11 protein-coding genes are annotated in these 12,450 nt (G+C 39.0%); 7 read left to right on the forward strand and 4 right to left on the reverse strand.

Going from position 1 to position 12,450, the window contains the following annotated elements; all coding sequences use genetic code 11:
• Nucleotides 1–27: 27 nt before the first annotated feature.
• The 4 genes from IEX65_RS23615 (at nucleotide 28) to IEX65_RS23630 (ending at nucleotide 3,601) form a co-directional block, all read left to right on the forward strand.
• The gene (locus IEX65_RS23615) at nucleotides 28–969 is read left to right on the forward strand and encodes a LysR substrate-binding domain-containing protein (RefSeq protein WP_308424971.1); all 942 of its coding nucleotides are present in this window, start codon (nucleotides 28–30) and stop codon (nucleotides 967–969) included.
• A gap of 63 nt (nucleotides 970–1,032) precedes the next feature.
• Nucleotides 1,033–1,959 carry a YeiH family protein gene (locus IEX65_RS23620; protein WP_188770030.1) on the forward strand — a complete coding sequence of 309 codons (927 nt, stop codon included), beginning with the start codon at nucleotides 1,033–1,035 and terminating at the stop codon, nucleotides 1,957–1,959.
• A 6-nt stretch (nucleotides 1,960–1,965) separates the two neighbouring features.
• Nucleotides 1,966–3,192, forward strand: a complete 1,227-nt coding sequence (locus tag IEX65_RS23625; protein ID WP_188770032.1) for a sulfite oxidase — start codon at nucleotides 1,966–1,968, stop codon at nucleotides 3,190–3,192.
• A 4-nt stretch (nucleotides 3,193–3,196) separates the two neighbouring features.
• Complete coding sequence (locus tag IEX65_RS23630) at nucleotides 3,197–3,601, forward strand: hypothetical protein (RefSeq protein ID WP_188770034.1); 405 nt, start codon at nucleotides 3,197–3,199, stop codon at nucleotides 3,599–3,601.
• Between the two features lie 2 nt (nucleotides 3,602–3,603).
• On the opposite strand, the gene IEX65_RS23635 is transcribed toward IEX65_RS23630, so the two are convergent.
• Together IEX65_RS23635 and IEX65_RS23640 are read right to left on the reverse strand one after the other, a co-directional pair.
• Nucleotides 3,604–5,604 carry a T9SS type B sorting domain-containing protein gene (locus IEX65_RS23635; protein WP_188770037.1) on the reverse strand — a complete coding sequence of 667 codons (2,001 nt, stop codon included), beginning with the start codon at nucleotides 5,602–5,604 and terminating at the stop codon, nucleotides 3,604–3,606.
• A 126-nt stretch (nucleotides 5,605–5,730) separates the two neighbouring features.
• Nucleotides 5,731–7,206 (reverse strand): ATP-binding cassette domain-containing protein, encoded by a 1,476-nt coding sequence (locus tag IEX65_RS23640; RefSeq protein ID WP_188770039.1) that lies wholly within the window; start codon nucleotides 7,204–7,206, stop codon nucleotides 5,731–5,733.
• Nucleotides 7,207–7,364: 158 nt separating this feature from the next.
• On the opposite strand from IEX65_RS23640, the gene moaD reads away from it, so the two are divergent.
• The gene (moaD, locus tag IEX65_RS23645; RefSeq protein WP_188770040.1) at nucleotides 7,365–7,607 is read left to right on the forward strand and encodes a molybdopterin converting factor subunit 1; all 243 of its coding nucleotides are present in this window, start codon (nucleotides 7,365–7,367) and stop codon (nucleotides 7,605–7,607) included.
• 61 nt (nucleotides 7,608–7,668) lie between these two features.
• Nucleotides 7,669–8,301: an acetyltransferase gene (locus IEX65_RS23650; protein WP_188770042.1), complete on the forward strand. Its 633-nt coding sequence runs from the start codon at nucleotides 7,669–7,671 to the stop codon at nucleotides 8,299–8,301.
• 81 nt (nucleotides 8,302–8,382) lie between these two features.
• Here IEX65_RS23650 and IEX65_RS23655 read toward each other — a convergent pair whose 3' ends face one another.
• Both IEX65_RS23655 and IEX65_RS23660 read right to left on the reverse strand, forming a co-directional pair.
• Nucleotides 8,383–8,985: a DUF1684 domain-containing protein gene (locus IEX65_RS23655; RefSeq protein WP_188770045.1), complete on the reverse strand. Its 603-nt coding sequence runs from the start codon at nucleotides 8,983–8,985 to the stop codon at nucleotides 8,383–8,385.
• Complete coding sequence (locus IEX65_RS23660; RefSeq protein WP_188770047.1) at nucleotides 8,982–10,175, reverse strand: MFS transporter; 1,194 nt, start codon at nucleotides 10,173–10,175, stop codon at nucleotides 8,982–8,984. The genes IEX65_RS23655 and IEX65_RS23660 overlap by 4 nt, the downstream gene beginning before the upstream one ends.
• Nucleotides 10,176–10,316: 141 nt before the next feature.
• Between IEX65_RS23660 and IEX65_RS23665 the strand changes: the two genes are divergently transcribed.
• Complete coding sequence (locus IEX65_RS23665) at nucleotides 10,317–12,389, forward strand: carboxy terminal-processing peptidase (protein WP_188770049.1); 2,073 nt, start codon at nucleotides 10,317–10,319, stop codon at nucleotides 12,387–12,389.
• Nucleotides 12,390–12,450: the final 61 nt, after the last annotated feature.

Raw genomic sequence — 12,450 nt, forward strand, 5'->3', positions numbered from 1 at the left:
CTACCGACCTCGCCATCAAATTTACGAATGCTTAAAGTATTACGAAAAGTTATACTATTTTTGAGAAAAAAACTTTCGATGGATGATTTTAGATTAAAAGTTTTCTACTCAGTCAGCAAAAATCAGAGCTTTACCAAAGCTGCTGCTGAGCTATTTATTACACAACCTGCAGTAACAAAACACATCAAACTTTTGGAAGAATCGCTGGGTGTTAGACTCTTTGAGCGTAAGGGGAATTTTATCGTTTTGACTACGGCGGGTGAAGTCCTTTTTCGATATGCAACTGAGATTTTTAGGCTTTATCAAGAAGCCATTTTTGAACTCGGAACGCTCAAAAAACAATATCAAGGTAGCCTTCGCTTGGGAGCAAGTACCACCATCGGGCAGTATCTAATTTCTCCAATTTTAGCATCTTTTCACGAAAAATTTCCCCAAATCGAACTAACATTACTGAACGGAAATTCGGAGTTTATCGAAAATGCAGTTTTATCAAAAAACATAGATTTAGGAATCGTAGAAGGCAAAAAACACCATAATAGTTTGAAATATACTGAATTTATGGACGATGAACTGGTGGCGGTAGTTCATACAAAAAGCAAGTTTGCCAAGCAAGCGAGCATCAGTTTAGACGATTTGCCCAATATCCCGCTGGTGCTACGTGAGCGAGGCTCAGGCACGCTTGAAGTGATAGAAAGTGCATTGAAAGAAAAAGGCTTGAAATTATCGAGCCTTTCTATAGTGATGCACCTCGGCAGCACCGAAAGTATCAAGTCATTTTTGGAGCATTCGCAGGCCATGTCGTTCATGTCGATTCGGGCGATTCAGAAAGAACTCAAACGTGAAGAGTTTCGTGTCATAAGCATCCAAGATTTTGAAATTTTGCGTACTTTTTCGTTTGTCAATCTGCACGGTCAGCAAGATAACCTTTCTTCGATATTTATGCAGTTCGCCAATCGTCATTATAACTAAAAGTAATTGATTATAAAAAAATACGATTTGTTTGTGCTGTACTTTGGGTTCTACCTTTGACCCATGAAAAAACAAACAATCATACTCGGAGTCTTGGCAATTATCTGTTGTTTTCCTGTCATCAACTCAACTTGGGCTTTGCTTTTGGGTTTAGTTTTTGCATTGACGGTCGGAAATCCAGACAAAGATAAAACCAATATTTGGGGCGGATACTTACTCAAAGCCTCGGTAATAGGTTTAGGATTTGGTATTAATATTCAAGTTTTGGCCAAAGAAGGTCAAGAAAATATCGGAACAACCGCACTTTTTGTACTTGGCGTACTTTCAATGGGCTTTCTGATTGGCAAATTTTTGAAACTCGACAAAACCATTGTGCTGCTCATTTCGGCTGGTACGGCCATTTGTGGGGGCAGTGCCATTGCAGCCGTAGGTTCGGTTATTAAAGCCGATGCTGATAAACTTTCGGTTTCAACTGGCGTAGTATTTTTGCTCAATGCCATTGCTTTGTTTGCATTTCCTGCCATTGGGCATTGGTTGGGGCTTTCGCAAGTGCAGTTTGGCACTTGGGCGGCCATTGCTATTCACGATACGAGTTCGGTTGTTGGGGCTGCAACCAAATATGGCGATGTAGCTCTTGGCATTGCTTCTATCACAAAAATGCTTCGCATCATCTGGATTATTCCAGTTTCGTTGATTTTGGTGCTGGGTTTTAGCAAAAATCGGGAGTCTTTAAAGATACCTTCATTTATTATCGGCTTTATATTGGCTTCGTGCCTTTTTAGCTTTTTTCCTGCCTACAAAAGCCTCTATGTATCACTTTATGGAATTTCAAAACAGTTAATGGTTGTTAGTTTACTACTGATTGGCTCGGGAATTTCGGTCGAAAATCTAAAAAAAATTGGCGGTAAAGTAGTTTTTCAGGCCGTTGGGCTTTGGCTTATCGTTTGTCTATTATCTTTGTATTATGTGATTCATCATTTTCAATCTTAATCCATCATGGAATCAACCAATAACCGACGTTCATTTATTCAAAAAAGTATTCTAAGTATCGCAACGGTGCTTGGTAGCGATGTTGTTTTTGCTAAACACTTACCCAAAGAAGTAGAAATTTTAGGAGAAAAAGCCTTTATAGACCTTCCCGAAGGAAAAAATAAAGATTTAATGCTACTCAACGACCGTCCGTGGAATGTCGAAACTCCACCACATTTGCTTGACGATGAGGTTACGCCAGCCGATAAAATGTTTGTTCGTAATAATGGCAATTTGCCAGAAAATATTGATGCCTCAAAATGGGAACTGGTGATTGATGGAGAATCAGCCAAAGCTCGTAAAGTATTCACATTGAATGATTTAAAGACAAAATTTAAAACCTACACCTACCAACTTACGCTCGAATGTGCTGGAAATGGTCGTTATGGTTTTAGTCCACAAACATCGGGAAATCAATGGCAAGATGGAGCTGTAAGTTGTGCCGAATGGACAGGTGTAAGACTGCGTGATGTACTTGAAAGTGTTGGAATAAATGCTGATGCGGTTTATATTGGTTATTACGGAAAAGATATTCATTTGAGTGGTGATGCCACAAAATCGCCAATTTCGAGAGGTGTGCCAATGAAAAAAGCCCTCGAAGACGAAACGCTTTTGGCTTGGGCAATGAATGGAAAAGATATTCCTGTGATGCACGGTTTTCCGCTTCGATTAGTCGTTGGCGGTTGGCCAGCATCAGTTTCGGGCAAGTGGTTAAATAGAATTTCTATCCGAAATAAAGTACACGATGGTGAAAAAATGAGCGGCCATAGTTATCGAGTACCGTCTTATCCGATTGAAGCGGGTGGAAAAATTGCTGATGCAGATTTGAAAATTATTGAGTCAATGCCAGTAAAATCGGTGATTACATACCCAAAATCGGGAGCAATGCTCGAAGAAGGCCGTACGCTCGATTTACGTGGACACGCTTGGGCGGGAGATTTGGAAGTAAAAAACATGGAAATTTCGATTGATTTTGGTGCAACTTGGCAAAAATGCGAGTTACGTAAACCTAAAAATCGTTTGGCTTGGCAGAGATGGTCAACCAAAGTAAATTTCCCGAAGAAAGGTTATTATGAAATTTGGGCAAAAGCAACTGATGCGAACGGAATTGGGCAACCAATGATTATTCCTGCGTGGAATCCAGGTGGGTATTTGAATAATTCTTGTCACCGAATTGCCGTAAAAATTGGTTAAAACTATGAAAAACATACATAAAATATCCTTACTCGTTTTCAGTGCCGCAATCATGATAAGTGCGGGCTTAAAGCAGGAAAACCTAAGTAATCGAAAGGCTTTCGCAGTAATGCCTGCGGATTCTTCTGTAAAAATTGACAAAGCAACAGGCCTAATTGTAGATAAAGGGCTTGATATGGTAACTGCCCATTGCACAGGATGCCATTCGAGTAAACTGATTACGCAGTTTCACACCGACCGTGCGGGTTGGCTCGAAAAAATTAGATGGATGCAACAAAAGCAAAAACTTTGGGCATTGGGCGATGCCGAACCAGTTATTCTTGATTATTTGGCAAAAAACTATCCAGCTTCAGAAACCGTCAATCGCAGAGCTGCTTTGAAGGGTGTAGAATGGTATAAGTTGAAGTAGGCTTAGTATATAACCTCAATTCTACCTACTCGTTTGGTTGTTTCTCCTTTGTGGTCACTGGCGATAATTTCGTAGAAATATTGCCCTATCGGGACGGTGCTTCCTTCGTAAGTGCCGTCCCAACCTGTTTTATAATCTTCGGTTTCAAACATTACGTTTCCTGCACGATTATACACCCGCATCTTGAAATTTTTCACAAAAAGGGCTTTTATTTCAAAAATATCGTTGATGCCATCGCTGTTTGGCGTAAAAGTATCGGGCATAAACATCAGTAGTTTTTGAGCATAAAGTACCTCGTTTGAATAGCTCACTAAATTATTGGTTGAAAGTGCTTTTACTCTAAACTTTACAATCGGGTTCGTTGGGTCGATGGTAGCTGGGTCTGGTTCAAATTTTAGATTTTTATCAACTTTCGTACTTGTCAGAATTGTACCATTATCATCTAACTTTTCTACATAATAAGCATTTAATCCGAGCGGAAACTTCTGATATTCAGTCCATTTGATGCCTACACCTTCTAATGTCAAATAAGACGGGCAAAAAGCCGATGAAGTATCCGACATAATTCCGCAGCCGTTTTCGTAGGCTACTTTATAACATTCTCGCTGAGTATTGGGACTTGATTTATCATCCACAACTCTATTTCCATTGCCTCCTGCATTGAAAGATTCGAGTTTATTATTTTTCCAACGATAAAACGTATAAGTTTTTACCTTCTGCGTAGTCGGAATCGTGGCAGTAATAGCCACCTTTTCTTTTTCGACCGAAACCAAAATATTTGTAATGACGGGTGGTTTAGTGCTATCGACACCAATAACCGAAATGGTTCTTGACAGGGTTTGGACTGTCCCAGCAGTTGCAACTACCTGATAGCTATAAGTCGTACCACAAACCGTTGGGCGGTCAGTAAGGGTATCGGTTGTTGCTTTAGTAATTGTCTTAAAATTTGTGGTAGTATTTTTGGCAATTCGATACGAAATGAATTTGGGATAGGTGAGCGTCTTCCATTTCAAGAAATTCCTTTTGTCGAGGGCTTTTATTTGTAAAGGAATCGTACAACTCGAATCAGAAAACGTTGTTCGTGGGCAAGCATCTGTAATACCAACTTTATAACAATATTGTTCTTTGTCAGCATCTTTGACAGCAATTTTTACTGTATTGAGGGCAGGAGTTGAAGAAGTAATGTTTTTTACAATTCTAAAATTATCAGCACCCCATTTCTGATAAAAATCAAAAGAATAATTGCCTCCGATATACCTAACCTGAATCGTATCATTGTCTTGCACGGTCAAACTAAAAAGCGTTGGCGAAACACTTCGACCATTGGGGGTAACGCCTTGAGTGCTTATGCCATCGCACAAAACTCCTGCTTTTTTACCTGTTACTGTAATCGTTCGAGCGGTATTATTGGTATAAGTGTGTTTTTTTGCTGTAAGAGGAATCTGTGCTTTAGTGACAGTTTCAATGGCAGAATTATCTCCCCAATTGATTGTATATGAGTCGAAATCATTACTCGGGTCGGTTGGAATATTGATTTGTGCCTGAGCCGCTGCACAACTACTGACCGTAAACTTTGGATTGATAGTAGGAGCAACTACCTCGATTGGTTGACAAACATAGGCGTTTACCGTGCGAGTGGTTGTATTATAACTTACTTGAATCAGAATATATTGGCCAGGGGTTGCAGGAGTTGTGAAAGTACGGTTAGTAGCCAAAATGTAATTGGCAGTTGGTGCGGGAAAAGCCGTACGAGTAGTATTGAAATAGTAATAAATACCTGTACGTCCGCTTTTATCGGTTACAGTAAACGTACTATTCGTACAAACAGTTATTTTATTAGTTGCTACACCATCGACCGTATATTTTGTACCTTTAAAATCTAACTCAAACTTACCTTTATTGGTTGTTGTAGGCAGATTTTGTGTTGGACATTGAGCTTCCAATCCATCCAATTTCAAGAAAAATAAAAATATCCAAAAAAGACTCGTAAAGGTACTCTTCATAGAATTGACAGGTTATCTTGATAGAAAAAGATTGCAAACATAGCAAAAAAACTGAATGTAAAGTTTTAGACGAAAAAAAACTGTAATTCGTTGCAAGACAATACTTTACGTTCCTAAAAATTTAAATCAGTTATTTATTACTTTTCCTTTACTAAGGCTCAGGCGTTTATCGACACACGCAGGAATTTCTTCTTCGTAGTGCGTTACATAAATAAGCGTTTTGTTGAGTTCAAGCACCAATTCGTTGACCAAATCTCTGAAATAAATCATGTGTTCGTAATCGAGCCCTTGGCATGGTTCGTCGAGCAGCAGTAATGGTGGATTTTTCACTAAAGCTCTTGCCAAAAATACTTGTCGCTGCTCACCTGTGGATAGTTGATAAATTTTTCGCTCAGACAGATGACTGATATTCAAAAGTTTAAGATAACTATCAGTTATGGCTCGTTCTTCATCGGTTAGTTTCTTGAAAAGCCCCGCCGAATCGAACAATCCCGAAGCTACTGCCTTCCAAACTTCGGTTTGGCGAGTAAAATACAAGTGCAATTCGGGAGAAACAAAGCCGATTCGGTGCTTAATATCCCAAATACTTTCGCCACTACCACGCTTACAGTCGAACAAATCATAATCATTCTGATACCCTTGCGGATTATCGCCCGTAATCAAACTCAAAATTGTACTCTTTCCCGAGCCGTTTGGCCCCATTAATGCCCATTTTTCGCCACGTTTTACTTGCCAACTCACGCCATCAACTACATTTACACCTTTGTAAGTCACGGTAACGTTTCGCATGTTCAAGGCATATTTGAAATCATTTTTAGCTGGAATTTTCTTAACCAAGGCCAAAATCTCAGCATCTATCTTTATACCAGAATTGTGAATAACTTGTTGAAAATCAGAAATTTGTGTAGAAATCTTCTTTATTTTTCCATTTTGAAGTTCAATAACATTTGTGATGCACGAAGGGATTTCTTTGGGAGTCGTAACGATGATTATTTGAATACCAGAAACAGCCACTTGGTTAAGTACTTGGTGCAAAGTTGCTCGACTTTCGATGTCGAGTCCGACAAACGGATTATCGAGCAAAAGAACTTTTGGTTTACGCAATAGCGAAAGCGTTATGAGCGTGCGGCGAGTTTCACCGTTTGATAAGGTTACGATTTTACGTTCGAGTAAATGGGTGATTTTAAGCAAATTAGCAGCTTCAATCAACTCATTTTCGGTATAAGGTAAAGGCGGTAAATCAACCGATTTTTCATCGACCGTACCGATAGGTTTGATTTGATTTTGCAGGATTTCTCGCACCGTTGGCGAAATCTCAGCATCTTGCGAATTGAAACGTTGTTGATAATATTGAGTAGCTGCCTGCACGATTCTGTTAAAACTATAATCTTTGGCTACGAAAGCAATTTCGTCATAATTGGGCTTTGAGATTCGGCCTTTTGTTGGAAAAATCTTTCCTGCGATGGCTTCTAGAAAAGTGCTTTTTCCTGAGCCATTTCCACCGATAATCGCCCAGTTTTCGCCATTTTGGGCTTGCCAATTAATAGTTGACAAAACCGTACGGTCGCCTTTTTGGATATTTACTTCGTCGAATGTTATCATTAAATCAATAATCTTTTTTTACTCTTATTTAGTTTTAAGTGCAAGATAGGTTATTTTTAATTTCACAGGAAAAAATTTAAGAATGCCCACAGAAATATTGTACCGATAAACCTATTTTGTGAAATAGTGGTTATTAAGTTTACCTGCAAATAAAAAATATGAAAATAAAAATCTTATGTTTTGGCATCACTCGTGACATCATCGGGCAGTTTGAATATGCAACTTCGCTCGAAGATGCTGCTACCGTTGCCGACTTAAAACAGCATCTTTCAGCAAATTTTCCTACTTTTGCAAGCCTAAAGTCGTTGCGAGTGGCTATCAACTCTGAATATGCCGAAGATACGGCCACTTTGAAAGAAAACGACGAAATTGTATTGATTCCGCCAGTAAGTGGTGGGTGAAATTTGTGAAACTAAATACCAGTTTCGCATTAAATTATTAAACAAAGAATAAATTTTAAGAATGGAAAATCCAGTTTTGATTTTTGGTGCGGGTAATCTCGGAAAAATAGCCTTAGATATTTTTAATAGAAATAATGTGGTAGTGTATGGTTTTTTAGATGACGATAAAAAACTACACAATACCGAAATCGGTGATGTAATGGTTTTGGGCGAAACCGACGATGATGGTTTTTTGAAGCTAATCGGACAAAAAACCGAAGCGTTTGTCGCTCTCGAAAACACAAAAGAGCGTAAAAAACTCGTAGAAATGCTCATCAGTCGCCGAAAAACGATGCCTGTCAATGCAGTGCATAATACGGCGGTAGTTTCGGCCGATGCCTTTATTGGCCACGGAAATTTGGTTGCTGCTCGTGCAATCGTCAATCCTTACGCAACTGTTGGCAATCATTGTATCATCAATGCTTCGGCAGTAGTTGACATCAACGCAAGTGTAGGCGATTACGTACAAATTGGTGCAGGTGCCATTATCAATAGCGAAGCCGTTGTTGAAGAGGGGGCTTTTATTGGCTCAGGAGCAGTAATTATCTCGGGTGTGACGATTGGTAAAAATGCTCGTGTAGGTGCTGGTTCGGTAGTTATCGAAAATGTAGCCGATGGCACAACCGTTTTCGGAAATCCTGCAAAGAAGATATAAGAAAGTCCACGGTCGACAGTCAATAGTCCACAGATGCTATTTTTTCTGTTGACTGTTGACTATCGACTGTGGACTAACAAATCAATGCTCTTTCGCAAAGTTTTTTTCTCCAGCCTCAATCGCAACTTTTAAATGATTTTCTTTGGGCGGAATCGGGCAACTATAACCCGCACTAAAAGCACAATAAGGATTGTATGCTTTATTGAAATCTAAGTAAATCTTATCGCCCGAAATCTCTTTCATTCTTAAATCAAGGTAACGCCCGCCCCCGTAGCTCTCTTTTCCATTGGTCAAATCTTTGAATGGAATAAACAAATAATCTCGGTATTGAGGCAAATTTCTCAACTTAAGCGATTGATAAACAGCAAGTTTATAAGGTTTTCCATCAATTTCAAACTTCAATTCTCCAAATTTTGTATAAGTGGCAGTTTGACCCGATGAGGTTGGTACTTCGAAGGATTTTTCCCGCTTTTTGGTAGCTACAAATTCGCATACAACTTTAAATTTCTCGTTGGGTTCGTAGAAACGTAAATACTCAAAATCTTCTTTTTTGAGTGGCGAACTTGAATTTTTAAGGAAATCTGCTTTATATTCTTCTCGATGCTTTTCTATTTCGGCCTTAAAATCTTGGGCCAAAATTGTTAAAGGAACAAATGCAATGACTGCGAAAATAAGTTTTTTCATTGTGCGATTGGTTTGACGGTTTTGGCAATAAAAATACTTATAAAAATCATAATCATGGCAAAATAGCCAACATACGGATAATTTTCGAGATACCCCGATGGCGTTTTATGAATGATAAATCCGCCAATGTTAGTTGCAATAGCTTGTGCAAATAGCTGAACCGATGAATTGATGGCCATAAAACTACCTCTTTGTCGTGAACTTACTACATTCGATACGATAGCTTGAGTAGGAATTAAACGGCCATTTGAAAACACAAAGAATATTCCAGAAATTACCAAAACTCCCCACAAAACGCCCGAAAACATATTAGTTATCAAGAAAATCGGAATCATTGAAAGTAAGGCAAAAGTTACAAAAACTGGATATTTACCTTTGCGGTCGGCCAATTTCCCGACCATTGGAGCGGAGAAAATCGTGAGGAGTCCGCCCACAAAATAAATAAGAAAGATATTATCTTGACTGAACCCAACATTGGCAACCAAAGTCGGCGAAATATATGGAATGATGCTAAAATGCCCCAACATAATAATTGTAGAAAGACTCAAAGCACGAAGTTGGTTTGGGTTTCGAGTAATATCAGTAATGACAGCAAATGGACTTTCTTTAGATTGACGATTTTTCAGGTGTTTATCGAGTGTAGGAACGTAGCGATAAATCAGAAAAATTACCAAAACGCCAAGTCCACCAAGCACTAAAAATGGTGAGTGCCAACCAAAATGATTGGCCAAATAAAGCCCCGCAGGAATACCCACCACCGAAGCCAACGAAAAAGCGGTGGTAATAAAACCCATTGCGGTAGCACGACGTTCATACTCAAAAGTATCGGCCACGATTGAAAGCACTTGAGCTCCAATCAGGCCACCGAAAACTCCTGCCACCACTCTTGCCAAAATCAAAAATTCGTAAGTTGGGGCAACCGCACAAGCGAGCGTACCAATCACAAAGCCCGTATAGGCAAAAAGAACAACTTTTTTGCGGTCGTAATTATCAACAAAAAATGCCGATAAAAAACCAGAGATTCCCGCACTTAGGCCGTAGGCCGATACAACAAAGCCGAATTGTCGGGGCGAAATATCAAAAATTTTCATTAATTGTGGCCCTAACGGCATCATTATCATAAAATCAATGATGTGCGTAAAATTGATACAGGCTAATATAAATAATAGAAGTTTCTCTTTTTGAGTCATTTACGAAGTGCTTTTGTGAATTATACTTAATTTTTCAACGAAAGGGAATTGAAAATAATTCCTTGCTCTAACTCACCGTTTTTTAGTTTTCTCTCCAAAAAGTCTTAAATTCACCCAATTTTTTATTTATCACATTCCTTTATGTCACACAAATACTTTCTTGCTTGTTTTTTTATCGCTGTTGTTTTTCATCATGTCACTTTTGCCCAAAACAAGGCTAATCAACTTAAACCTGCCGAAAAAGCTGACTTATTGGTACAAGTTCTACAAAAGAAACATTGTGAACCACGCAAGATAGATAATCTCTTTTCGGAGCAACTTTTCGATTTATTTCTCAAAAATCTCGACGAGCAAAAAAGTATTTTTACCGCCACCGATGAAGTTTCATTGAGTAAATATAAATCCTTACTCGACGACCAAATCAAGGCGAAAGACCTTGTAATTTTATCAAAAATATCACAGATTTATCGAAATCGCTTATTGAAAATAGATTCGATTATTCAACAATTCACTCAAAAACCAATTGATTTTTACGCAAAAACCAACTATCAACCCGAACGGACGGTTTTTCCGAAAGATGAAAAAGAATGGCAGGAATGTTGGCAAAACGAATTCCGTTTTCAAATTCTGAAAAACGTATTTAATAGTCTTTCGACCGAAAAAAATGCCAATTTCAATGATAAAACTATCTTAGCCCAAAAGGAAGTCAATGCTCGTAAGCGGGTACGAGAATCTAACTTACGCCAAATCAAAAGCCTTTTGGGGCAAAGCAACGAGGATTTAGAGAATACTGTTGCGACAACCTTTTTGGAATCTATTGCCAATTTATACGATAAACACACCGAATATTTTGGCTTTGACGATGCCCTTGATTTCTTGAAAAGCGGTAGCACGAAAAATGAAATTTTTGGTTTCAGAATCGGGGAAAATAAAAACGGGGAAATCGAGATATTGACACTCGTTCCTGGCAGTCCAGCGTGGAAAAGTGGGCTATTGAATAAAGGAGATGTTATTGTTTCGTTACAGTGGGAAGGAAAAGAAGTAATTGATGTAACTGGTGTCGATGAAGATGAAGTAAAAGAGCTTTTAGCAAGCGAACACGAAACTCCCTTGCATATAACTGTCCGTAAGGCAAGTCAAGAAACCGTGACCGTCAAACTTGTGCGGGCGGCAATCGTACAAGATGAGCGTGGAGCAAGAGGTTTTATTTTGCAGAATAAAGAAAAGTTTGGCTACATAAATCTCCCTGCATTTTATAGCGACTTTGAAGATGCCGAGGGTTCTGGTTGTGCCAATGATGTTGCCAAAGAAATCGTAAAATTCAACCAAGAAGGCATCAAAGGACTTATTCTCGACCTTCGCTTCAATGGCGGTGGCTCGCTCAAAGAAGCCCTTGATTTAGCAGGAATTTTCATCGACCAAGGCGTTTTTGGTGCTTACAAAGGTAATTCTCCCAAAAGCTACATTGCCAAAGACCCCAACCGAGGCTCAATTTATGATGGTCCAATGATAGTTTTGGTCAATCAAGCAAGTGCATCGGCATCAGAGATTTTGGCAGGGATTTTACAAGATTATAAACGAGCCGTTATTGTTGGGGCAAAAACTTACGGTAAGGGCGTTGCTCAAACTTTTTTCCCGCTTGATTCGCTCAGTCGAATGCCCAGAGATTTTGTTAAATATACCATTTCAAGGGTTTTCCGTCCGTCGGGTCGAGCATTACAGACACGAGGCGTAATGCCCGATGTGGTTCTTCCTTCGATGTTTGATGGTATGCAAGTGGGTGAAATTTATGACGGATATTTTTTATCCGCCGATACTCTCACCAGGGTTTTAAATTATAGTCCATTACCCGATTTACCGATTCAGAAACTTGCTCAAAATAGCCAAGAACGACAACGCAACAATAGCGTTTTTCAGCATATCGAAATGGCCGCCAAGAAGATAAAAGACTTGGAATCGCAGAAAAACAAGCAAATTTCGCTCGAATGGAATGCTTTTCAACAAGAATTCAAAAAAGAAAAAGAGGAAATTGCAAGCATGACCAAAGCGACCGAATTATCGAAGGCTAACTTTACGGTTTCGCTTACAGCACTCGAACAACAACGCACCCAGTTGGATAGCTATTGGAAAGAACTCAACGAGCAGATTTTTGAGACACTAAAAAAGGATGCGTATATCGAAGAAGCAATTCAAATTTTATTAGATTTGAAATAATTTAGTTTCAAATTTTCGCCAATACACAGACCGAAAACTGCTGAAATTTTATAAACCAATC

The sequence above is a fragment of the Emticicia aquatilis genome, from assembly GCF_014644295.1.
Lineage (GTDB): Bacteria > Bacteroidota > Bacteroidia > Cytophagales > Spirosomataceae > Emticicia > Emticicia aquatilis.

Excerpts from the sequence above, each read along its gene's own strand:
- IEX65_RS23620 (WP_188770030.1), top strand. The coding sequence starts at position 1,033 with ATGAAAAAACAAACAATCATACTCGGAGTCTTGGCAATTATCTGTTGT.
- IEX65_RS23650 (WP_188770042.1), top strand. The coding sequence starts at position 7,669 with ATGGAAAATCCAGTTTTGATTTTTGGTGCGGGTAATCTCGGAAAAATA.
- IEX65_RS23665 (WP_188770049.1), top strand. The coding sequence starts at position 10,317 with ATGTCACACAAATACTTTCTTGCTTGTTTTTTTATCGCTGTTGTTTTT.
- IEX65_RS23630 (WP_188770034.1), top strand. The coding sequence starts at position 3,197 with ATGAAAAACATACATAAAATATCCTTACTCGTTTTCAGTGCCGCAATC.
- IEX65_RS23655 (WP_188770045.1), bottom strand. The coding sequence starts at position 8,985 with ATGAAAAAACTTATTTTCGCAGTCATTGCATTTGTTCCTTTAACAATT.
- moaD (WP_188770040.1), top strand. The coding sequence starts at position 7,365 with ATGAAAATAAAAATCTTATGTTTTGGCATCACTCGTGACATCATCGGG.
- IEX65_RS23660 (WP_188770047.1), bottom strand. The coding sequence starts at position 10,175 with ATGACTCAAAAAGAGAAACTTCTATTATTTATATTAGCCTGTATCAAT.
- IEX65_RS23615 (WP_308424971.1), top strand. The coding sequence starts at position 28 with ATGCTTAAAGTATTACGAAAAGTTATACTATTTTTGAGAAAAAAACTT.
- IEX65_RS23635 (WP_188770037.1), bottom strand. The coding sequence starts at position 5,604 with ATGAAGAGTACCTTTACGAGTCTTTTTTGGATATTTTTATTTTTCTTG.
- IEX65_RS23625 (WP_188770032.1), top strand. The coding sequence starts at position 1,966 with ATGGAATCAACCAATAACCGACGTTCATTTATTCAAAAAAGTATTCTA.
- IEX65_RS23640 (WP_188770039.1), bottom strand. The coding sequence starts at position 7,206 with ATGATAACATTCGACGAAGTAAATATCCAAAAAGGCGACCGTACGGTT.